The 21,269-nt window shown below is 71.5% G+C and carries 21 protein-coding genes, 1 pseudogene and 1 riboswitch; of the genes and pseudogenes, 2 read left to right on the top strand and 20 right to left on the bottom strand.

Annotation, left to right across the window (positions count from 1 at the left end; translation table 11 throughout):
• From AB0B61_RS32645 to AB0B61_RS32595, 11 genes and pseudogenes are all read right to left on the bottom strand, one after another.
• Positions 1 to 762 (bottom strand): annotated as a pseudogene (locus AB0B61_RS32645) (glycine dehydrogenase (aminomethyl-transferring)); the annotation flags it as partial.
• Positions 763 to 916: 154 nt separating this feature from the next.
• Positions 917 to 1,009: riboswitch (glycine riboswitch) on the bottom strand.
• A 33-nt stretch (positions 1,010 to 1,042) separates the two neighbouring features.
• Positions 1,043 to 1,663, bottom strand: a complete 621-nt coding sequence (locus tag AB0B61_RS32640; RefSeq protein WP_357953000.1) for a MerR family transcriptional regulator — start codon at positions 1,661 to 1,663, stop codon at positions 1,043 to 1,045.
• Between the two features lie 147 nt (positions 1,664 to 1,810).
• Complete coding sequence (locus AB0B61_RS32635; RefSeq protein ID WP_214634355.1) at positions 1,811 to 2,281, bottom strand: bifunctional nuclease family protein; 471 nt, start codon at positions 2,279 to 2,281, stop codon at positions 1,811 to 1,813.
• A gap of 109 nt (positions 2,282 to 2,390) precedes the next feature.
• Positions 2,391 to 3,053 carry a MerR family transcriptional regulator gene (locus tag AB0B61_RS32630; protein ID WP_358440027.1) on the bottom strand — a complete coding sequence of 221 codons (663 nt, stop codon included), beginning with the start codon at positions 3,051 to 3,053 and terminating at the stop codon, positions 2,391 to 2,393.
• Between the two features lie 58 nt (positions 3,054 to 3,111).
• Positions 3,112 to 3,624: an FHA domain-containing protein gene (locus tag AB0B61_RS32625; protein ID WP_357953004.1), complete on the bottom strand. Its 513-nt coding sequence runs from the start codon at positions 3,622 to 3,624 to the stop codon at positions 3,112 to 3,114.
• A 293-nt stretch (positions 3,625 to 3,917) separates the two neighbouring features.
• Positions 3,918 to 6,422, bottom strand: a complete 2,505-nt coding sequence (locus AB0B61_RS32620; protein ID WP_358440026.1) for a mannose-1-phosphate guanyltransferase — start codon at positions 6,420 to 6,422, stop codon at positions 3,918 to 3,920.
• A gap of 4 nt (positions 6,423 to 6,426) precedes the next feature.
• Complete coding sequence (locus AB0B61_RS32615) at positions 6,427 to 7,008, bottom strand: CDP-alcohol phosphatidyltransferase family protein (protein WP_358440024.1); 582 nt, start codon at positions 7,006 to 7,008, stop codon at positions 6,427 to 6,429.
• 109 nt (positions 7,009 to 7,117) lie between these two features.
• On the bottom strand, positions 7,118 to 7,927 hold the full coding sequence (locus AB0B61_RS32610; RefSeq protein WP_358440022.1) for a GNAT family N-acetyltransferase: 810 nt from the start codon (positions 7,925 to 7,927) through the stop codon (positions 7,118 to 7,120).
• Positions 7,928 to 7,986: 59 nt separating this feature from the next.
• Complete coding sequence (locus AB0B61_RS32605; RefSeq protein ID WP_358440020.1) at positions 7,987 to 8,574, bottom strand: phosphoribosylanthranilate isomerase; 588 nt, start codon at positions 8,572 to 8,574, stop codon at positions 7,987 to 7,989.
• Between the two features lie 113 nt (positions 8,575 to 8,687).
• Positions 8,688 to 9,410, bottom strand: coding sequence for a response regulator transcription factor (locus AB0B61_RS32600; RefSeq protein ID WP_358440018.1), 723 nt, complete (start codon positions 9,408 to 9,410; stop codon positions 8,688 to 8,690).
• Positions 9,407 to 11,074, bottom strand: coding sequence for a histidine kinase (locus AB0B61_RS32595; RefSeq protein ID WP_358440016.1), 1,668 nt, complete (start codon positions 11,072 to 11,074; stop codon positions 9,407 to 9,409). The genes AB0B61_RS32600 and AB0B61_RS32595 overlap by 4 nt, the downstream gene beginning before the upstream one ends.
• Positions 11,075 to 11,215: 141 nt before the next feature.
• Between AB0B61_RS32595 and AB0B61_RS32590 the strand changes: the two genes are divergently transcribed.
• Together AB0B61_RS32590 and AB0B61_RS32585 are read left to right on the top strand one after the other, a co-directional pair.
• A complete protein-coding gene (locus AB0B61_RS32590) occupies positions 11,216 to 11,806 on the top strand; it encodes a methyltransferase domain-containing protein (RefSeq protein ID WP_358440014.1) in 591 nt (196 codons plus the stop codon).
• 26 nt (positions 11,807 to 11,832) lie between these two features.
• The gene (locus AB0B61_RS32585; RefSeq protein WP_358440012.1) at positions 11,833 to 13,014 is read left to right on the top strand and encodes an acyl-CoA dehydrogenase family protein; all 1,182 of its coding nucleotides are present in this window, start codon (positions 11,833 to 11,835) and stop codon (positions 13,012 to 13,014) included.
• A 218-nt stretch (positions 13,015 to 13,232) separates the two neighbouring features.
• Here the strand turns inward: AB0B61_RS32585 and AB0B61_RS32580 are convergent, their stop codons facing one another.
• The 9 genes from AB0B61_RS32580 to AB0B61_RS32540 all read right to left on the bottom strand — a co-directional run bounded on the left by AB0B61_RS32580 (position 13,233) and on the right by AB0B61_RS32540 (position 21,107).
• Positions 13,233 to 14,024: an enoyl-CoA hydratase/isomerase family protein gene (locus AB0B61_RS32580; protein WP_358440010.1), complete on the bottom strand. Its 792-nt coding sequence runs from the start codon at positions 14,022 to 14,024 to the stop codon at positions 13,233 to 13,235.
• The gene (locus AB0B61_RS32575) at positions 14,021 to 14,935 is read right to left on the bottom strand and encodes an alpha/beta hydrolase (protein WP_358440007.1); all 915 of its coding nucleotides are present in this window, start codon (positions 14,933 to 14,935) and stop codon (positions 14,021 to 14,023) included. The genes AB0B61_RS32580 and AB0B61_RS32575 overlap by 4 nt, the downstream gene beginning before the upstream one ends.
• Before the next feature lie 9 nt (positions 14,936 to 14,944).
• Positions 14,945 to 15,631 carry a gamma-glutamyl-gamma-aminobutyrate hydrolase family protein gene (locus tag AB0B61_RS32570; RefSeq protein WP_358440004.1) on the bottom strand — a complete coding sequence of 229 codons (687 nt, stop codon included), beginning with the start codon at positions 15,629 to 15,631 and terminating at the stop codon, positions 14,945 to 14,947.
• Positions 15,632 to 15,758: 127 nt separating this feature from the next.
• Complete coding sequence (locus AB0B61_RS32565) at positions 15,759 to 16,982, bottom strand: cytochrome P450 (protein WP_358440001.1); 1,224 nt, start codon at positions 16,980 to 16,982, stop codon at positions 15,759 to 15,761.
• A complete protein-coding gene (locus tag AB0B61_RS32560) occupies positions 16,979 to 18,175 on the bottom strand; it encodes a cytochrome P450 (protein WP_358439998.1) in 1,197 nt (398 codons plus the stop codon). The genes AB0B61_RS32565 and AB0B61_RS32560 overlap by 4 nt, the downstream gene beginning before the upstream one ends.
• A complete protein-coding gene (locus AB0B61_RS32555) occupies positions 18,172 to 18,768 on the bottom strand; it encodes an ATP/GTP-binding protein (RefSeq protein WP_358439996.1) in 597 nt (198 codons plus the stop codon). The genes AB0B61_RS32560 and AB0B61_RS32555 overlap by 4 nt, the downstream gene beginning before the upstream one ends.
• On the bottom strand, positions 18,746 to 19,102 hold the full coding sequence (locus tag AB0B61_RS32550; protein WP_357645267.1) for a DUF742 domain-containing protein: 357 nt from the start codon (positions 19,100 to 19,102) through the stop codon (positions 18,746 to 18,748). The genes AB0B61_RS32555 and AB0B61_RS32550 overlap by 23 nt, the downstream gene beginning before the upstream one ends.
• Entirely contained in the window at positions 19,099 to 19,497 is a 399-nt protein-coding gene (locus tag AB0B61_RS32545; RefSeq protein ID WP_358439993.1) for a roadblock/LC7 domain-containing protein, read from the bottom strand. The genes AB0B61_RS32550 and AB0B61_RS32545 overlap by 4 nt, the downstream gene beginning before the upstream one ends.
• Before the next feature lie 14 nt (positions 19,498 to 19,511).
• Positions 19,512 to 21,107, bottom strand: coding sequence for an ATP-binding protein (locus tag AB0B61_RS32540; protein ID WP_358439990.1), 1,596 nt, complete (start codon positions 21,105 to 21,107; stop codon positions 19,512 to 19,514).
• Positions 21,108 to 21,269 lie beyond the last annotated feature (162 nt).

The raw sequence follows: 21,269 nt of genomic DNA, 5'->3' as shown, positions 1-21,269 counted from the left end.
GCCGAGCTCGCCCGGCGCGGTGACCAGGGTCAGGGCGAGCAGGTCGGCGGCGGCCACGACCAGCGCGCCCGCGGTGTGCGCCCGCTCGGCCACGGCGCGGAAGTCGCGCAGCCGGCCGGAGGCGCCCGGGTACTGGATGAGCACGCCGAAGCATTCGGGCAGATCGCCGTCGAGCGTGTCCTCGACCAGCGTGATGCCCAGCGGCTCGGCGCGGGTGGCCAGCACCGCCTTGGTCTGGGGCAGCGCGTCGGCGTCGACGACGAACACGTCGCTCTTGGACTTGCCCGCGCGCCTGGCCAGCGTCATCGCCTCGGCGGCGGCCGTGCTCTCGTCGAGCAGGGAGGCGCCGGCGACGGCGAGCCCGGTCAGGTCGGAGACGACGGTCTGGAAGTTGAGCAGCGCCTCCAGGCGGCCCTGCGAGATCTCCGGCTGGTAGGGGGTGTAGGCGGTGTACCAGCCCGGGTTCTCCAGCAGGTTGCGGCGGATCACCGCCGGGGTGATCGTGTCGTGGTAGCCCAGGCCGATCATCGAGGTGAGCACCCGGTTGCGGTCCGCGATGGCCCGCAGTTCGGCGATGACCTCGGTCTCACTGGCCGCGGCGGGCAGCGAGAGCCGGTCCTTGATCCTGATGGACTCGGGGACGGCCACCGCCACCAGGTCGGCCACGGACTCGAATCCCACGGCCTCGAGCATGCGCTGCTGCTCGGATTCGGACGGGCCGATGTGCCGGGTCGAGAACGGCGGAGCTGACAGATCGGTCATGGAGGTGCCTCCCGAGGGCTATGGAGACCGGCGCCTGGGCGCGGGCGAGTGCCGGATCTCCCCCTCTGTCATGGCGACCTGAGAGCTTCACCCCATGAGGGCTTGCACCGTCGGTGAGGCGCGCCTGGCGGGCGTGCCTGCTTTCCAGAGTTGCCTACCCCGAGCGGTACGGGTGCCTGAGAGATTCCGGGGAGGGTTGCTCCTTCGGCGCCCCGGGACCAGCCCGGGACTCTCCCGCAGGGGGTCGTCAGCCTTGCGCTCTAAGGTTACTACCGTATTGCTACCCTATGCGGCGCGCCCGTCGCCGCTGGGCCAGCTCGTCAGCGGGGTGGTCGGCCGGGACGCTGTCCTCGACCGCCGCTCTTTCCCCCGGCAGCTCCGCGAGGGAGCCCTCGACCTCACGCCAGACCCGGCCGAGCGCGATGCCGAACACGCCCTGGCCGCCCTGGAGCAGATCGATCACCTCGTCGGCCGAGGTGCACTCGTAGACGCTGACGCCGTCGCTCATGAGCGTGATCTGCGCGAGGTCGCCGACCCCGCGGTCACGCAGGTGTTGTACGGCCGTACGAATCTGCTGGAGGGAGACTCCGGTGTCGAGGAGCCGCTTGACGACCTTGAGCACCAGGATGTCGCGGAAGCTGTAGAGCCGTTGGGAGCCCGAGCCATGCGCGGCTCTTATCGTCGGCTGGACCAGCTCCGTGCGCGCCCAGTAGTCGAGCTGCCGGTAGGTGATGCCGGCCGCCGCGCACGCCGTCGGGCCGCGGTATCCGATGTCACTCGGCAGTGTCGTGGGCTGCTCGTCGAAGAGCAGGCCCTGCTCTCCGGCACGCTGCCGCGCACTCTCACGCCGCACCGGATCTTCCTGGCCGGCCGTCTTTCCCTCGCCGCTGCTGACCGCCACGCGGACCTCCGGCTTTCTCTCATCCCATGGCCTGATCTGGGGGTTCGTAAAAGGCGGCCATGGGTTTCACTTGCACCGTAGGACCGTGACCATGCGCAGTCAACGATCCCGCTCGGCGCGTCGTGAAGCGTAAATGCACTGAAATACCTACCCCGCCCGGCCAAAGTCTTCGGGGGTGATCGTGTCAAGGAACTCCCTGAACTTCTCCACCTCGTCCTCTTGGTCGTCGGGGATGATCACCCCGGCCTCCTGGACGACCTCCTCACTGGCGAAGATTCGTGCTCCGGTGCGCAAGGCGAGCGCGATCGAGTCGGAGGGCCGCGCGCTCACCTCGACGCCGTTGGAGAACACCAGGTCGGCGAAGAAGATACCGTCACGCAGGGCGACGATGTTGACCGCGCGCAGGCCCACGCCAAGAGCGCTCAGCACGTCCCTGAACAGGTCGTGCGTGAGTGGCCGGGCTGGAGGCTCCTCCGCTTGGGCCAGAGCGATGGCCGTGGCTTCGGTCATCCCAATCCAAATCGGCAGGAACCTCTCCCCGTGTGCCTCCTTGAGCAAGACGATCGGCTGATTTGTGGGCATCTCTACGCGGACGCCCACGACCTCCATCTGCAACACGGGCTGCTCCATATTCGACTGGTCGGCGACCCCGGCACAGCTATTGAGCCGGTCCGCTTCTGCATTTCAACGTAACACCCGAGGGGCCTTGTATGTCCCGCTGGTCCGGTCATCGGCCTAGAACGGTTCGCACGCCCGTACGCACCAGAGCGGCGTGCAGGTCGAGCAGCAACGCTGACAGCTCCCTGGCGGCCTCGTCGGCCTCTCCGATGGCCCCTGGGGCCCGGCGTTTGAGTATGGGCGCGACCGTCTGCTCCACCAGACCGCACTCGCGTTCGGCCGCGGCCTTGACCGCGCGCAGATGCCGGGCGTGCAGGCCGAACCGGGCCAGGGCGCCGACGCTGCGCGCCACGTTGAGCGCCTCCTCGTCGTAGCGCCTGGCCGTCGCCGCGAGCAGCCCGTAGTCCTCGAGCTCGGCGAGGGTGTCCTCGTCGAGCCCGGCCGCCTCCAGCAGCTCGGCGCGGCTCAGCCGCACCTCCCGCGTCTCCGGCCGGTCGCTCACGGCACGCGGGCGGCCGAAGTGCTCGGCCATCTTGTCCTTGATCACCCGCAGCGGCAGGTAGTGGTCGCGCTGCTCGGTGAGGATGTAGCGGAGCTGCTCGACGTGCAGGTGGGTGAACTTGCGGTAGCCCGACGGGCTGCGCTCGGGCTCGATGAGCCCCTCGCCCTCCAAGAAGCGGATCTTGGAGATCGACACATCGGGGAACTCGCCCTGGAGCATGGCGAGCACCTCCCCGATGCTCATGTGCGAGCGTGCCGCCTGCGCGCTCATGCGGCTTCCTCCGTGAGCCGCATGAATGCTGTGACTATCGGTCGCTCGCTGCGCTCGCTCATGCGCCGGCGGCGGTCCGCATCAGGAAGACGAGGCGGAACTTGCCGATCTGCACCTCGTCACCGGAGTGCAGCGGCACCTCCTCGATGCGCTCCCTGTTGACGTAGGTGCCGTTGAGGCTGCCCACGTCGCGCACGGAGAACTGGCCGCCGCGAAGGCGGTAGAACTCCACGTGCCGCCGGGAGACGGTGATGTCGTCCAGGAAGATGTCGCTCTCGGGATGGCGCCCCGTGGTGGTGAGCTCCTTGTCGAGGCGGAAACGGCTCCCGGCGTTGGGCCCCCTGGTCACGGTGAGCAACGCCGTGCCAGGCGGCAGCTGCTCCACCAGCGCGCGCTCGGCGAGGAGCATGTCACCGGTCTCAGCCTCGTACGCCTCGATTCCCGCGACAGAGATCGTCGATGTGGTGTCCCCGGCGACCTCGGTTCTGGTCAGCGGTGACCCACAACGGGAACAGAAACGGGCATCCTCGGGGTTGGCGTGCCCGCACTGCGTGCAGTAGACGCTCGGCATCGATCGGCTCGGCCTCCTACCGCGAAGACGCGGCAACGGGGATCTGGGCGCGCCTCGCTTCGCTCTTCAAGTTTGCGAATGCCGCAACTTACGCTGATCAGCGGCAAAGGTCAAGGCGGGGCGCTGGACGACGGGTTCGGACGGTGACAAAGTTACCGCCGCCCGAGCCCCAAGGTCCATGCCGCCGCGCGTTTCTACATTACGATCTTGTACGTTCCGCCGCCACCGATCCGCCAGTGTCACTCTGCGTGATGGTTTCATGCGGATTGCCGGACAAATTTCAGCTCCGAGGGTCAGGAAGCCGCCTCCTCGACCACGCGGGCCCAGTGCTCCAGGAGCGACTGGGCGGTGTCCACGTCGGCGGCCTCGGCCCACAGATCGGTGACCGGCTCGGTGGCGGCGGGCAGGATCAGCACCCAGCTCCCGTCCGCGGCGGCCACCCGCACCCCGTCGGTGGTGTCGACGCGGCAGCCGTCGGGCTCGGCCTCGGCCGCCTCGATGACCGAGCGCATGACGGCGCCCTTGGCCGCCCACGGAGTCGGCACCGTACGCTTGAGCAGCTTGGCCTCGGGGATGCGCGCGTCGATCTGGCTGAGCGAGAGCCGGGTGCGGGCGACCAGGCCGAGCAGCCGCATGAACGCCGCCACCCCGTCGATCGCCGGGCCGAACTCGGGCACCACGAAGCCGCCCCTGCCGTCACCCGCGAAGATCATGTCCTCGTCCACCGCGGCCGAGGTGAGCGCGTCGACCGCCGTGGAGGTCCACCGCACCTGTACGCCGTGGAAACGGCAGACCTGCTCGGCGACCCTGGTGGTGGTGACGGGCAGCGCCACCCGGCCGGTCCTGCGCTCGGCGGCGATCAGGTCGAGCACGACGAGCAGGGCCCGCTCCTCGCCGATCAGCTGGCCCATCTCGTCCACCAGCGCGATGCGCTCCCCCACGGGGTCGAACCGCACCCCGAAGGCCGCTCTGGAGGAGCTCACGAGCTCCGACAGGCGCTGCAGGTCCCTGCGGCGCTCGGCGAACGTCTCCGTGGGCGAGATGTCGTCCAGGCGGGCGTTCACGGTGAGCACGTCGACGCCGACCCGGCCGAGCAGCGTGGGCAGGACCAGCGCGGAGGTCCCCCCGGCGCAGTCGACGACGACCTTCATGTCCCTGATGCCGGTCATGTCGACGCAGCGCAGCAGCTCGTACGCGTAGTCCTCGACCGCCCTGGCGGGAAAGCGGAGCTCGGCGATCTCGCCGGGGAAGGCGCGCCGGAACTCCTGGCGGGAGAAGACGCGCTCCAGCTTGCGCTGGGCGGCCGGGGGCAGGTCGGCGCCGCGGTCGTCCATGATGACGATGTCGATGCTCTGCGGGTCGCCCGCGGTGGTGCGCAGCGCGATGCCGCCCGCGGCCGACTCCCTGGCCGTGTGGAAGCGGGCCACCGGCAGCGGCGCGGCCTCCAGGTCCAGGACGTTGATGGCGCTGGCGTTCAGCGCGCCGATCACCGCCCGCTTCAGCGCCCTGGCGGCCAGCGAGGAGTCGCGCGAGGTGACGACGTGCTCGCCCTTCTTCAGGGTGGTGGCGTACGCGCTGGCCAGCCGTACGCACAGCTCGGGGGTGATCTCCACGTTGACCAGGCCGCTGACGCCGCGGGGGCCGAACAGGCTGCGCTGGCCGCGCGACTCCCAGATGACGCTGGTGTTGACGACGGCGCCGGCCTCGATGGTCTTGAACGGGTAGACCTTGACGCCGCTGGAGACGTACGCCTCGGGCTCGATGACGCACTCGTCGCCGATGACGGCGTTCTCCTCGATGCGGGCCCCGGCCATCACGTCGGTGCTCTTGCCGATCACGCAGCCGCGCAGGTGGCTGCCGGGGCCCAGGTAGACGTTGTCGTGGACGACCGCCCGGTGCAGGAAGGCGCCTTCGCGCACGACCGTGTTGTTGCCGAGCACCGTGTACTCGCGCAGCTCGGCGCCGCCCTCGACCTTGGAGTACGCGCCGACCAGCAGCGGGCCCTTGAGCACCGCGTCGGGGTCGACCGAGGCCGACTCGGCCACCCAGACGCCCGGCGAGACCTCGAAGCCGCCGATGTCCACGGCGACCCGGCCGGACAGGGCGTCGGCCTGGGCCTTGAGGTAGCTGTCGTGGGTGCCGACGTCCTCCCAGTAGCCCTCGGCGACGTAGCCGAAGATGGGGGCGCCGCGCTCCAGCAGGGTGGGGAAGACGTCTGCCGACCAGTCGACGGGCTCCCCCGAGGCGACCGCGTCGAGGACCTCGGGTTCCATGATGTAGATGCCGGTGTTGACGGTGTCGGAGAAGACCTGTCCCCAGGTGGGCTTCTCCAGGAAGCGCTGGACCCGGTTGCCCTCGTCGACGATCACGATGCCGAACTCGAGGGGGTTGGGCACCCGTTTCAACCCGATAGTGACAAGCGCCGAATTTTCACGGTGAAAACGGACCATATCCGACAAATCGATATCGGTCAGGGCGTCGCCGGAGATCACCAGGAATCGGTCGTCGCGCAGGCGGGCCGCGGCGTTCTTCACGCTGCCCGCCGTGCCCAGCGGAACGTCTTCGGTGGCGTATTGCAGGCTCATGCCGAGTTCGTCGCCGTCGCCGAAGTAGTTGCGCACGAGCGCGGCCAGGAACTGGAGGGTGACCACGGTCTCGGTGATGCTGTGCCGTTTGAGCAGCCGCAACACGTGCTCCATGATCGGGCGGTTGACCACGGGCAGCAGGGGCTTGGGCTGGTTGGCCGTCATCGGACGCAGCCGAGTGCCCTCTCCACCCGCCATGACGACCGCCTTCACCCGATCACTCCTCCTTGGTCGCGGTTACGAGCCGTCGTACCTGTACCCCATACAGCACCCCCGACCACCAGTACAGGCCCGTTCCCCAGAGCGCAAAGGCCCACCCGACAATTCGTGCTATATCGGCATACCACCCAGTGTGGGAGGCAAGGAAGAGCAGAGGGAAGGCGTACATCAGGTTGAACATGGCGGCTTTGCCCAGGAAATGCACCTGAAGTGCCTTGTAACCGCTCTTCCGAAGTACGGGAATGAAACACGCGACGAACAGGTCGCGACCCAAGATGATCGCCACCAGCCACCACGGAATGACGTCGCGCACCAGCAGCGCCAGGATCGTGGCGAAGACATAGAGCTTGTCGGCCGCCGGGTCGATGATCCGGCCGAGCCTGCTCATCTGGTTGAAGGCGCGAGCGATCTTGCCGTCCAGCCAGTCGGTGAAGCCGGCGACCGCGAGCACGAGGATCGCCCAGGCATCCGCCTTCGGTCCCAATACCAGCCAGAGGAAGACAGGAACGCCGAGCAGGCGCAGGAAGCTCAGCAGGTTCGGAACCGTCCAGATCCGATCCTCGGCGGAAGTTTCGCTCACGCTGCCGACCCTACTGCGTCGCCTTTCTCCGCAGCGGGGTAGGCATAGCGGATGAAGAGGAACGTCCTGATCGTGATGTGCGCGGGCCTGTTCGTCGGTCAGCGGTCGGTCAGGTGCGGAGGAAGCTGTGGGTGTGGCCTACCGGCTCGAAGCCGAGCCGGTCGTAGAAGTCCTTGGGCCAGTCGGCGGCGTCGGCCAGCAGGAACACCAGCTCGCTGCCGGCCGCCTCGGCGAGCAGCGCCCTCATCAACGTGCGGGCGTGACCCCGGCCTCGGTGGCGGTCCCCCGTGTAGAGGTTCTCGATCTCCGTGACGGCGCCGTTCCGGTAGATGTCGGCCCGGGCGGCGAGTTCGCCGTCCTCCGTCCGTACGCCGCGGAAGCCGACCGTGTCGGCGCCGCGCAGCCGCTCCTCCACGCGCCTGGCGAGCTGGTCGATCACGTCGGTGGTGGCCTCGGGCAGCGTCTCGCGCCAGCCGACCCGGAGGGTGGGCAGCAGCGCGGGCAGGTCGAGGTGCTCCACGGGTGCCGCGTCGTGCGGGAACGTGCCGCGGAAGACCATGACCAGGTTGGTCTCGTGGGTGTAGCCCGCGGCCTCGAAGGCGGGCGCGTACGCCCGGCCCAGGCGGTCGTCGTCGACGTTGACCAGCCGGTGGGCGTACCCGGCGAGCACCTGGTCGGCCGCCTTCAGCGCCGCGCCGGGATCGTCGCCGGACCAGATGACGAGCTTGTTGTCGTCGTACGAGCCGGGGTAGCGGTCGTTGAGCACGGCGAACCCGCCGGGCACCTCGACGGTCCGCCCCGCCTTCCGCCGGGTGAAGTCGTGCGTGAAGGCGACACTACGGGCGAAGTCGTGCGCGAAGGCCGCACTGCGCGCGGAGTCGGGCACGAAGGCCGCACTGCGCACGGAGTCGGGCGTCAACGCGCCATTTCTGGTGAAGGCATCCTGAGGCCCGGCATCCGCGCCGCCGAAACCGCCGGTCATGGGCGGGCCGCCGCGATGAAGCGTCTGATGAGGTCGGTGTCCTTCACGCCGGGCGCCACCTCGACCCCGCTGGACACGTCCACGCCCCACGGCGCCGCGGCGGCGACGGCCTGGGCGACGTTGGACGGGTCGAGGCCGCCCGCGAGCAGCCAGCGCCCCGAGGGGCGGCCGCGTACCGCCGCCCAGTCCCAGGGCTCGCCGGAGCCGGGGCGGGGCGCGTCGACGATGAGCAGGTCCTCGTCGTAGGCGCCGCAGCGCAGGTCGGCCTCGGCGTCGACGGCCCTGACCAGGGTATGGCCGAGATCCTTCAACGCGGTGAAGTCGCCGTGCGGATGCCGGCCGTGCAGCTGGACGCCGCGCACTCCGGAGGCGAGCGTGGCGGCGCGGACGGCCTCGGGGCTCTCACCGCGGAACACGCCGACGGTGAGGACGTGGGCGGGGACCGCCGCGGCCAGCTCGGCGGCCCGCTCCGGGGTCACCTGACGAGGGCTTCTGGTCAGCACGAACCCGATGGCGTCGGCGCCCGCCTCGACGGCGGCCGCCACGTGCTCGGGCTCGCTCAACCCGCAGATCTTCACGTACACACCGTCGACCCTAACGGCCAACGGCGGCGACCGGGACTCGGTAACCCCCGAGCGAACGACCCCGAGCGGACGGCGGCGACCGGGATCCCGGCAACCCCCGGACAGCGCGCGGTTCAGCTCAGGGGATCACCCGCAGGGCCGCCGCGGGAGTGGCGGAGGGGCTGGCGTAAGGGGTGGTGTACCGGGCGGAAGGCCGCGTCCACCAGGCCGGTGCGGTAGGCGACGACCGCTGCCTGGATCCGGTTGCGCAGCCCCAGCTTGTCCATGGCGGCGGCGACGTGGGACTTGACCGTGGTGACGCCGACGCTCAGTTCCTCGGCGATCTCCGCGTTCGACAGGCCGGTGCCGACCAGCGCCAGCACCTCCAGCTCCCGGTCGGTGAGCAGGGCGGGGACCGGTACGCTCGCCGCCTCCTCGGCCGCCAGGAAGCGGGCGACCACCCGGCGCAGCACGGAGGGGGCCAGGAGCTGCTCGCCGGTCGCGGCCCTGCGTACGGCGTCGATCATGCGTTCTGGCTCGTCGTCCTTGACCAGGAAGCCGACGGCGCCCGCGCGCAGGGCCGCGTAGACGTTGGAGTCCTCGGCGAACGTGGTGAGCACGACGATCCTGGTGGCCGGCCGCGCCACCAGGATCCGCCTGATCGCCTCCAGCCCGTCGACCCTGGGCATGCGCAGGTCCATCAGGATCACGTCGGGCAGGTGGAGTTCGGCCAGGCGTACGGCCTCGGCGCCGTCCTCGGCCTCGGCCACGACCTCCATGTCGCCCGTGACCTGCAGGAGCATGCGTACGCCCGCGCGGACCAGCGCCTGGTCGTCGGCGACCAGCACGCGGATCACGCGCCACCTCCCGTGAGGCCCCCGGTGAAAAAGCGGTCGGTGACGCACCCCGTGCGCTCACCAACGGGCTCGGTGGCGTGCGGGGCGGTGGGCAGGTTCGCGGTGAGCTGCCAGCCGCCGTCCTGGTCGAGGCCCGCGCTCAGCGTGCCGCCGAGCGCGCGGACGCGCTCGCGCATGCCGGCCAGGCCGCGGCCGGACGAGGGCAGGCGTTCGATGGTGGTGGGCGGGGAGCCGTTGCGTATGTGTACGGTCAGCCCTTGGCCGGCGGAGGTGACGGCGACACTCACCCGAGTGCCGGGACCGGCGTGCTTGAGCACGTTCGTGAGACCTTCCTGGACGATGCGGGCCGCGGAGGCGCGGGCCACGAGGGGCGCGTACGCGGTGGCGGGGTCGAGTTCCAGCTCGACCTGGAGGCCGGCGGCGGTCATCCGCTCGGCGGACTCGCGTATGAGGGCCGCGGGGTCGGCCGCCATGTCGGGCCGGCGGCCGGGGTCGCGCAGCACGTCGAGCAGCCCGCGCAGGTCCTCCAGCGCCTGGTGGCCCGTCTCGCGGATATCGGCCAGCGCGTCGGCCACGGGCCCCTCGGGGGCGGCGTAGCGGGCGGCGCCGGCGCGCAGGACCATCGCGCCCACGTGGTGGGCCACGATGTCGTGCACCTCGCGGGCGATGTTCTCGCGTTCGAGGAGCTGGTCGGCGCGTACCTGGGCGACCGCCAGCCGCGCCGACTCGCGCAGCCGCAGCCCTTCGGCCTCGGCGGCCGCCTGCCGTACGCCCAGGTAGCGGCCGATCGCGACGGGCGTGGTCACCAGGGCCATCAGGACGGCGACGCGGAAGGCGGTGACCTCGGTCGAGTCCTGGACGATCGCGATGGAGGCGAGCATGGTGCAGGTCACGTAGGTGACGGTGATCCAGGCCCAGGAGGCGATCCGCATCGCGAACACGCAGAGCGCGATCAGCGTCAGGATCAGGCAGGTGGTGACCGCCTCGTTGAGATACTGGTCGGCGGCGATCAGCAGCACGCTCTGGAACATGAACACCAGTCCGGGCAAGCGCCGCGCGACGCCGAGGGAGAGCCCGCCCAGCACCGCGAGCAGCCCCACGACCCAGACCGGCGCGGTGCCGCTGTGCCACTCGGTCCAGGTGCTCAGCACCGTGAACGCCACCCCGCCGCCGGCCAGCAGCACGTCCGGGGTGAGGTCGGCGTCCTTCAGCCGCCCGGCGGGGCCGCGCAGGTAGGCGCCGATGAGGACGGGCAGGGCGGGGACGAGCACCGAGTACATCCACGCGTTCGAGGTGAACGCGATGCCCGGGTCGGCCAGGTTGACCGCGGTCGCGGCGATGGCCACGCCCAGCGCCAGGCAGGTCGGCCGCCACCCCGAGCGGTAGGCGACCAGGCCGACGGAGACGCAGAGCAGCATCTGGGCGGTGTTGGAGGTGAAGGACCCCACCTGGTCGGTGAAGACGAGGAAGGCGGCCAGGTAGAGGCTCACCGCCAGCGGCGCGCGCCTGACCAGGCCCATGGGCGCGCCTACGCCCACGGCCATCGGGATCACCTCGTTGCCCGGCAGCAGCGCGGAGCCGCCGCCCTTGGCCGACAGCAACACGTCGAGAGCGGTCCCCGCGGCCGCGAGCACCAGGTCGAGGGGCACACCACGCCATCGCATGCGGACACGGTATCCGGGTGGCGAGCACCCGACGGCGGGCCCGCGGCTCCTCCCGCCGGAGGAGGCGGTCTCCTCCAAGTGGCCGCAGCTTCCTCCCTTGGGGGGACGAAATCGGGGCGAGAACTCCCTTACGTTTGTGGTATGCCCAATGACACCGCAATGTTCCTCGGCCAGTTCCTGCGCGCTCCGGCCACCATCGGGGCGCTCGCGCCCAGCTCACGGTGGCTCGCGGCGGCGGTCTGCGCGCCGGTCCCGGAACGCGGCGAGCCGACCGTGGTCGAACTCGGCCCTGGTACGGGGCCCTTCACCGCCGAGATCCAGCGCCGGCTGGGCGGGCGCGGCCACCACCTGGCCGTGGAGGTCAACCAGTCGCTGGCGGCGCTGCTGGCCGAGCGGTTCCCCACCGTGGACGTCGCGAACGACGACGCGACCGACCTGCGCCGCCTGCTCAGCGAGCGCGGCCTGCGGCAGGCGGACGTGGTGGTCAGCGGGCTGCCCTGGGCGGCCTTCCCCGACGACCTGCAGCGCGGGCTGCTCGGCGCGGTGGCCTCGACATTGAGCCCGGCGGGGGCGTTCACCACCTTCTCCTACATCCACGCCGTCCCGCTGAACTCGGCGCGCCGCTTCCGCGCGCTGCTGGCCGAGCGGTTCGAAGAGGTCGTGCGGGGTCGTACGGTGTGGCGCAACGCGCCTCCGGCGTTCGTGTTCCACGCCCGCCGGCCTCGACCCTGAACAGAACTTACTTCTACGATGGTGTGATGGATTTCACCCTTCCCGAAAGCGCCCTGGCCGTCCAGCGCGGCATCGGCGACATCTGCGCCCACTATGACCTCGACTACTGGCAGCGGTGCGAGGCGGACAAGCGCTGGCCGGAGGAGGTCTGGGCGGAGCTGGCCAAGGGCGGGTGGCTGGGGCTGGCCGTGCCCGAGGAGTTCGGCGGGGGCGGCCAGGGGCTGCTGGAGCTGGCGGTGGCGACGGAGACGCTGGCCGCCTCCGGGGCGGCCGGCGGCTCGGCGTTCACGTACGTGCTGACGCCCGGGTTCGGCGCTCTCACCCTGGCCAGGCACGGCACGGCCGAGCAGCGGGCGGAGCTGCTGCCCCGGCTGGCCACGGGTGAGGTGGAGACGTGCTTCGCGCTGACGGAGCCGGACGCGGGCTCCAACTCGCTGGCGATCACCACGGCGGCCCGGCGCGACGGCGACGACTATGTGATCAAGGGTCAGAAGATCTGGATCACCGGCGTGCAGCGGGCCACCTGGATGCTGCTGGTCACCAGGACCGTCCCGGCGGCCGAGGCCAGGCCGCGTACGCACGGGCTGACGGTGTTCCTGGTGAACGTGCCGGAGGCGGTGGCGGCCGGGCGGTTGTCCTACCAGCCGATCCCCAAGCTCGGCGCCAACACGACGCCGTCGAACATGGTGTTCATCGACGACCTCCGGGTGCCCGCCTCCAGCGTGGTGGGGCAGATCGACCAGGGCGCGGCGGTGCTGTGGGACATCCTCAACCCCGAGCGCGTCCTGCTCGCCGCCTCCGCGCTCGGCGGGGCCGAGGTCGCGTTGCGGGTCGCGGTGCGGTATGCCAAGGAGCGCGAGGTGTTCGGCCGGCCGATCGGCGCCAACCAGGCCATCGCGTTCCCGCTGGCACAGGTCAAGGCCAAGATCGAGCTGGCCCGGCTGATGATCTACAAGGCCGCGTGGTCGTTCGACCGGCGTCTGCCGTGCGGCACCGAGGCCAACATCGCCAAGCTCACCGCCTCACAGGCGGCGTGGGAGGCGGCCGACGCCGCCTTCCAGACGTACGGCGGGATGGCGTACTCGCTGGAGTATCCGGTGGCCAGGCTGCTCACGGACGCCCGCATCGGGAAGGTGGCGCCCGTGACGGAGGAGCTGCTGCTCAACTACCTCGCGACCCAGGTGCTCGGGCTGCCACGCAGCTTCTGATCGGTCGACGGTGTGGCCGATCCGCCGCGCTGCTTCTGACTGATCGACGGTGTGGCCGATCTGCCACGCGCACCAGCGTCCGGCGAGCCGCGGCTTCGTCTCCCGGGGCGGCGTTCTCGGCCTCGGCGGACAGGCCCGATCCGGCGCTGGTGCGGCAGCAGCCCTTCCACACCGTCCAACGGTCACGCCTACCCTGGGCACGCGGGTGAAACCGCAGGTCAGCCGAAGTCCGGCGACCGTTTCTCGCGCACCGCGCGCACACCCTCCACCACGTCGGGGCCGCTGAAGCCGAGGAACTCCATGGCGAGCGAGGCGTCGAAGGTGGGCCCGGCCATGCGCAGCCAGTTGTTCAGGGAGTATTTGGTGAGGCGGATGGCCTCCTGGGAGCCGGCCGCGAGCCGTACGGCGATCTCCATCGCCTTGTCGTGCACCTGGTCGTCGTCGACGCACAGGCTCACCAGGCCCATCCGCTCGGCCTCCGCGCCGGTGACGGGCTCGCACAGCAGCAGGTGGTATTTGGCCTTGGCCAGCCCGCACAGCAGCGGCCAGATGATCGCGGCGTGATCGCCCGCCGCGACGCCGAGCCTGGTGTGGCCGTCGATGATGCGGGCGGTGCGCCCGGCGACGGAGATGTCGGACAGCAGGGCGACGGCCAGCCCGGCGCCCACCGCGGGCCCCTGGACGGCCGAGACGATCGGCTTGGCGCAGTTGAGCACGTTGTAGACGATGTCGCGGGCCTCGGCGAACACGCGCAGCCGGGTGGCGTGGTCGCGAGTCATCTCCTCGATCATCGACAGGTCGCCGCCGGCGGAGAACGCCTCGCCCTCTCCCCTGACGACCACCGCCCTGACGGAGTCGTCGCGGTCGACGTCGCGCCAGATCTCGGCCAGCTCGCGGTGGCCGGTCATGTCGACGGCGTTGCGCCTGCGCGGCTCGCTGATCGTGATCCGCAGCACGCCGTCGGCGGCCGTGTCGATCTTCAGCTTCTCGTACGCGCTCCGGTACGTCACAGAGCATCCCGAAGCCGGTCGGCCACGTAGTCGCGGGCCTCGACGGCCTGGTCGAACAGGCCCGGCAGGCCGAAGAAGCCGTGGATCGCCCCGTCGAACCTGCGCGTCTCGACGGGCACCCCCGCCTCGGCCAGCCGCGTGCCGTAGCGCTCGCCGTCGTCGCGGAGCACGTCGTATTCGGCGGTCACCACGGTCGCGGGCGCCAGCCCGGCGAAGGACGGCAGCCGCAGCGGGGACAGCCGTGGATCCGCCGGGTCGGCCTGGCCGGCGTAGTGGCGCAGGAACCAGGCGAATTCCTCGGCGTCGAGACCGTAGCCCGTGGCGAACTCGGTGTGGCTGGGGGAATCCATGGCCGCGTCGAGCGCCGGGTAGACGAGCACCTGATGAGCCAGGCGCAGCCCGGCGTCGCGGGCCTGCCAGGCGGCCACGGCGGCGAGGTTGCCGCCGGAGCTCTCGCCCATCACCGCGACGCCGCCGTCGCACTGGTAGAAGGCGGGGCGGGCGAAGATGTCGCGCACCACGGTCCAGGCGTCGTCGGCCGCGGCCGGGAACGGGTGCTCGGGCGCCAGCCGGTAGTCGACGGAGACGACCACCGCGCCGGTGCGGATGGCCAGGTCGCGGCCGAGCGCGTCGCTGCGCTTGATGCCGCCGCCCACCCAGCCGCCGCCGTGGAAGAAGACCACCACGGGCAGCGCGCCGTCGCCCCGGTCGGCGCGGTAGACGCGGATGGGCACGTCCTCGGCGCTCTCGTCGCGGACGAAGGGCAGGTGGGTGAGCGGCCCGCGCTGCAGCGCGAGGTCGTCCCGGGCCCGGGCCTCCTGGATCCCGGCCAGGTCCATCTCGGCCGGGCCGGGGCCGGGATCGGACATGTAGCGCTCGATGAACTCCTGCGCCTGGGGGTGCAGTGGCATGATCGAAGCCTAGCGGGCCGCCTCCACGAGCGCATCGAAAAGCCGTCCGTCCTCGGCCCGCTCCGGGTGCCACTGCACGCCGACCCCGAACCGGTGGCCCTGCAGCTCGATGCCCTCGACGATCTGGTCCTCGGCCCAGGCCACGGCCAGCAGCCCGTTGCCCAGCCGGCGTACCGACTGGGTGTGCGGCGCGACCACCTCGACCTTGTCGCCCACCGCCTTGCCGAGCTTGCTCGACACGCTCACCTGGATGACGTGCGGCGTGCCCGGCTCGGCGTGCCGCTCGTTGTCGAGCATCTCGGGCAGCCACGGGATCAGCGTGCCGCCCTGGGCGACGTTCAGCACGTGCATGCCGCGGTCGATGGCCAGGATCGGCACGTCGGCCTGTACGGCGGCGCGGGCCAGGGCCAGCTCGAACCGGTCACGGTGTCCCTGCGCCTCGGGCACCCGCTCGTCCTGCTCCTCGCCGTAGGCACTGCCGCCCACCTCGACCCCGCCGGCCAGCACCACGCCCCGCAGCCCTCGTACGTAGTCGTCGATCGCGTGCAGGTTCAGCGGCGGCAGCACCACGGGGGCGCCCCCGGCGCGCTCGACGGCCTTGGCGTAGGACGGGGGCGACAGCACCGCCTCCCGCACCCAATCGCCCCAGCGGGCGGCTTCGAAGTAGGCGGTGATGCCGATCAGCGGTCGGGACATGCGATCTCCAGGGTGCCTGGTGGAGTACGTGCCGCCGCCGGTCATCACGACGGCCGCACGCCCATCATGGCGTACACCATTTCGGTTATGTCACCTCTCCTGAAGATCCCTGCTGCATAAGGGGTATTCACGGCACCGTGAGAAGGACCGGCAGCTCCGCCGCGGAGTTGGAGAACAGGGACGGTACGGGGACCAGCGCCGCGGGCGGGACGGCCAGCGACAGGCCCGGATAGCGGCGGAAAAGGGCGGGCAGCGCCTCGGTGGCCTCCAGGCGGGCCAGCGGGGCGCCCAGGCACAGGTGGGGGCCGCCGCCGAAGGCCAGGTGCCGGCGCTGCTCGCGGGTGATGTCGAACCGCGCGGCGTCCGGGCCGTGGTGCTCCCCGTCGCGTCCCACCGCGCTGTACGGAGCCAGGATGGCCTCTCCGGCGGGGATGGTGACGCCGGCGATATCGATGTCCTCCAGCGGGTAGCGGGCCATGAAGTTGCCGATGGGCGCGTCCCAGCGCAGCGTCTCCTCCACCACGGCCGACCAGGTCTCCTCGCCGCCGGCCACCGCCAGCCCGCGCTGGTCCGGGTGGGTGAGCAGGGCGCGGGCGCCGTTGACGATCAGGCTGAGCGTGGTCTCGTGCCCGGCGGCGAGCATCAGCCACAGCGTGCCGACCAGCTCCTCGTCGGTGAGCCGCTCCGGGTCGTCGCGCTGGGCGGCGATCAGCTCGCTGATCAGGTCGTCGCCTGGCTCGGCGTGCCGCGCGGCGACGAGCCGGTCGAGCAGCAGGTAGATGTCGCGCTGGGTCTTGAGCACCTCTTCCGGAGGGGTGGTGGAGCGGAAGATGCTGTCCACCAGCTCCCGCAGCTCCGGGCGCTCCTCCTCCGGCACCCCGACCAGCTCGCAGATCACCTGCATGGGCAGCGGGTAGGCGAAGTGCTTGCGCAGGTCGACGGTCCCGTCGGCGGCCGCGTGCGCGGGCAGGTCGTCGAGCAGCCCGCCGACGATCCCGGCGATGCGCGGCCGCATGCTCTGGACGCGGCGCGGCGTGAGCGTCTGGGTGACGAACTTGCGCAGCCGGTGGTGCTCCCGCCCGTCGGCGGTGACCATGTTGGTGACCTTGACCATGCCGATGAGCGGCCAGTCGTCGGCGATGCGGCCGTCACGGACGGCCGTCCAGTTGTGCCAGTCCTTGCTGACCCTGCGGTCGGTCAGCAGGTCGGCCAGCAGCGCGTGATGGGTGACCGACCACGCCTCCACGCCGCCCGGCAGGACGACGCGGACGACGGGGCCCAGCTCCCGCAGCCGGGCGGCCTCGCCATGATGGTCGGTCCCGGCGGGGTCGAGGGTGACTACAGGGATCATGAACGGTCTCCAAGCGCGCGGAAGTGCACGGGCAGCGAGGCGGGGCAGCGGGTCCACGGTGACGGGTGCGGGGTCAGCTCCGCGGCGTCCACGGACAGGCGTACGTCGGGCAGCAGGTGCAGGGCCGTCTCCACGGCGGTGCGGGTGATGAGCCGGGCGGGGACGGGGGCCGGGCAGACGTGCGGGCCGGCGCTCCAGGCCAGGTGGGCGCGGTTGCCCAGCTCGATCTCCGTCGCGCCGCCGTGGACGCGCGGGTCGTCGTTGGCCGCCGACAGGCCCAGGATGAGCGCGTCACCGCGGGCGATGCGCCGGCCGCCCAGCTCGGTGTCGCGCAGGGCGTACCGGGCGGGCATGTTCGTCATGGGCGGGTCGCGCCAGAGCACCTCATCCAGCGCGTCGTCGACGCCCATACGCCCGCCGCGTACCCGGCCGGCGAAGCGCGGGTCGGTCAGCATGAGCCGGAAGGTCTGCGCGATCCACGTGGTCGTCGTCTCCTGCCCGGCGGAGATCATCACCACCATCGACTGCAGCACCTCGGCCTCGTCGCGCAGGTCGGCGTGGGCCAGGAAGTGGCTGGTCAGGTCGTCGGAGGGGGTCTCCTTCCTGGCCCGCAGCAGGCCGCCGAGTATCTCCTCGAACCTCTTGTTGCCGGCCTGGGAGTCCTCGGCGCTGCCGAACAGGGCGCGCAACGCCGCCAGCAGCTCGTGGCCCTGGCCGGTGTCGAGGCCGAACAGGCCGGCGATGGCCAGCATCGGGACGACGGCCGCGTAGTCGCCGACCAGGTCGGCGCCGCCGCGGTCGGCGAAGCCCTCGATGAGCTCGCGGCACATGGTCTCGACGGAGCGGCGCATGCGGCGCTGGTCGATCGCGGCGACCCCGTCGTCGATCGGACGGCGCAGGCGGCGGTGCTCGGCCCCGTCGGCGCCGATCACGTTGGGCCGCCAGAACATCATCGGCCCCAGCCCCGAGTCGGGCGGCACGACGCCTTCCTGGAACAGCCGCCAGTTGCGGGCGTCGCGCGAGTACAGCTTCTCCTGCCGGGTGATGGTCAGCAGCTCCTGGTAGCCCATGACCAGCCAGGCGCCGACGCCCGGCTCCAGCTCCACCCAGGCGACCTCGCCCCAATCGCGGCGCAGCCCGCGCAGGACGCCGCGCGGGTCGGGGCAGGTCGTGGTGGCGGACAGGGGGATCATGAGGGGCCCTTCTGCAGGGCGAGCGCGTGCTCGACGAGGGTGATCAGCGCGTCCACCGAGGAGGAGCGGCTCCTGGCGTCGCAGTTCACGATGGGCGTGCCGGGCTCCAGGTCCAGGGCCTCCCGCAGCGCCTGCGCGCTGTGGTCGGCGGAGTCGGGGAAGTGGTTGACGGCGACGGCGAAGGGCAGGTCGCCGCGGAGTTCGAGCTGGTCGATCACCTCGAAGCTGCCCTCGATGCGGCGGGTGTCGACCAGGACGAGCGCGCCCACGGCGCCCTCGCCGAGGCCGGCCCACAGGTCCCAGAAGCGCCGCTGGCCGGGCGTGCCGAACAGGTAGAGCGCGGTGTACGGGCTGAGCGTGATGCGGCCGAAGTCCATGGCCACGGTGGTCGTGGTCTTGCCCCCCAGCCCGGCCAGGTCGTCCACGCCGACGCTGGCCTGCGTCATGGTCTCCTCGGTGCGTAACGGCTCGATCTCGCTGACCGCGCCGATCATCGTGGTCTTGCCGACGCCGAAGTCGCCGACCACGAGGATCTTGACCGCCTGCTGCACGGTGTCGGGCAGGTAGCGGTCAGCTGAGCCGGCGGAGCCCATTGAGCACCTCCTGGAGGGTCGTCAGGTCGGGACGCCCGGCTTCCGGGATACGGGAGCGGGCTATGAGGTGGCCGGAGTCGACCAGGTCGGAGGCTAAGATCCCGGCCACGCTCAGCGGCAGCCTCAGGTGCGCCGCCGCCTCCGCCAGCGACAGGAGCCGCCCGCACATGCGCAGCAGGTCGCGCGCCTGGCGGGTGGCGGAGGGCGGCAGGGGCTTGCCGGCGTCGGCCACGACGAGGAGGGTGTCGAGGCCGATGGTGTTGCGGGTGGGGCGGGCCCGGCCCTGGGTCAGCACGTAGGGACGTACCGCGCTGTCGTGGTACTCGCCGCTCATTTCCGCGCGGCCCGGCGTGCGGGGGTGCTGAAGTTCCTCTCGCCGATCTTGATGACCTGGGCCTGCATCTGCTGCGCGATGAGCCGCGGGTCGACCACCGGATCGGTGATGACCACCAGATGGGAGCCGGATCCGGCGGCGCGGGCGAACAGGAAGCCGCCCTCGAAGCCCACCATCAGCTCCCTGACGGCCCGGTTGCCGCCGCCGAACTCGCGCCCCACGCTCTGGGCCAGCGACTGCAGTCCGGAGCAGGCGGCCGACAGCCGGTCGGCGACGTCCCTGTCCGTACCGGCCGAGCGGGCCTTCAGCAGGCCGTCGGAACTGAGCACGACCACGTGGCGGACCCCGGGGACCCAGACGACCTCGGCGATCATCCAGTCCTGGTCTTGGTGCATCGGTACCCCGTTCGTCATCGCTCGTGGTTTTCCCCTGCGTCGGGGTCATGGTCAAAGAAGGCGGCCATCCACTCGCCCGCCTGTTCCGGGGTGGCGGGCGGCTCGGCGGCCGGTCCCGCCGCGGCGAGCCGCTCGGCGTCGGAGCCCGTCTCACCTCGGCGTGAGCGCCTGCGCGGCAGCGCGCCGCCGCCCGCCGTGTCCTCCACCGTCCCGGCGACGTGCTCGCCCAAGGGGGCGGGCGCATCCAGCACCGGCTCGTCCGGCACGGGCTCGTCCAGCGTGGGGTGGTCCTGGGCCTGGTCGATCGGCCGGCCCTCGTGGCGCGCGGGCCGGGCTCGTGGCGGCGCCTCGGCCGGCTCCAGCGTCTCCACCACCGGGCCGGGCACCAGGACGACCGCGCGCACCCCTCCGTACGGCGAGGGCATCAGGTCGGCCAGGAACCCGTGGCGGCGTACGTAGTGCCCGATGACCGCGAGCCCGGTCTGCGGGATCTCCCCCACCTCGCCCACGTCGACGGAGCGGCGCCCGGAGACGATCTCGCGCGCCTGCTCCAGGTGGTGGTCGTCCATGCCGACGCCGCCGTCGTCGATCTCGATGACGGCGCCGCGCTGCACGTTGCGCACCGCCACCAGCACCGTGGTCGCCGGCGGCGAGGACTGGGTGGCGTTGGCGAGCAGTTCGGCCACCAGGTGGATGAGCGGCTCGACCACGTGGGCCGCGACGGCGGTGTCCGGGTCGCCCGACACCTCCACCCGCTTGTAGGCGACGATTCTGGAGGAGGCGGCCCGTACCACGTCGACCAGCGCGAGCGGATTGGGCCACTGCTGTCCCGGCCACTCGCCGCACAGCACGGCGAGACTCTGCGCGTGGCGGCCCTGCTGGGCGGCGGCGTGGTCGACCTGCATGCTGGTCTCGAGCACGTCCGGGTTGTGGGGGTGGCGCTCGGCCATCACCGAGACGTTCTCCTGGATGCGGTGGGCGGAGGTCTGTACGCGCCGGGCCAGCGCCAGCAGGGCCAGCCGCAGCGACTCCTGCCGCTCGCGGTCCCGCTCGGCGGCCGCGCCGACCGCGTCGAGCACCTCTTCCAGCAGTTCGGCCGCGTCCTCGTCGAGCCCCTGGCTCTGGTACGGCGGGGGCACCGCGTCCTGCGCGATCACGGCGGGGATCCGCTTGTCCACCAGGTGCCTGACCGCCTCCTGCAGCGCCTTGGACCGGGCCGCGACGTGCTTGCTCCACTGGGTGTTGCGCTGCTGGAGGTGGTGCTGGAACTCGGCCTCGCGCTGGTGCATGGCGCTCTCGCGGCGGCTCATCGTCCGCACGGCCTCCTGGTGCGCCTGGCGCAGCGCCGCCACGGCGGCCAGGCCGAGGAGCGAGAGCGCCGCGGCGCCGACGCACGCCCAGACGACGCCGGTGCGGCTGTCGAGGAGCAGGGCGGCGAAGGCGCAGCACGCGGCGACCACCGGCAGGGCCAGCGCCGCCGGCCAGAGCCACTGCGTCTGCGGTGCCGGGGGCGCCGGCGTCTGAGCAGTCGGCGTCTGAGGAGCGGGCCGCTGAGGTGACGGTGTCCGACGTGCCGGAGCTTGGGGCGGTGGGGGTTGGGAACGAGCCATGGTCACCTTCGCGAACGGGCTGGAGTATGCGCTGGTCTCAAGCGGGAGGCGGCTACGGAGACCCCCTCTGCCGAAGCAAGCGGCATCTCCCCTTCCAGTCCGTTGCCTCTGCGTCACTCCCAGTGGCGACGCGTCCGCCAAGATCCGATTATTCCGACTCTA

It is taken from the genome of Nonomuraea sp. NPDC049158 (genome assembly GCF_040648335.1).
In the GTDB taxonomy this organism is placed as follows: Bacteria; Actinomycetota; Actinomycetes; order Streptosporangiales; family Streptosporangiaceae; genus Nonomuraea.
Note: the sequence above shows the minus strand (reverse complement) of the source record. Positions and strands in the feature narration are given on the sequence as shown.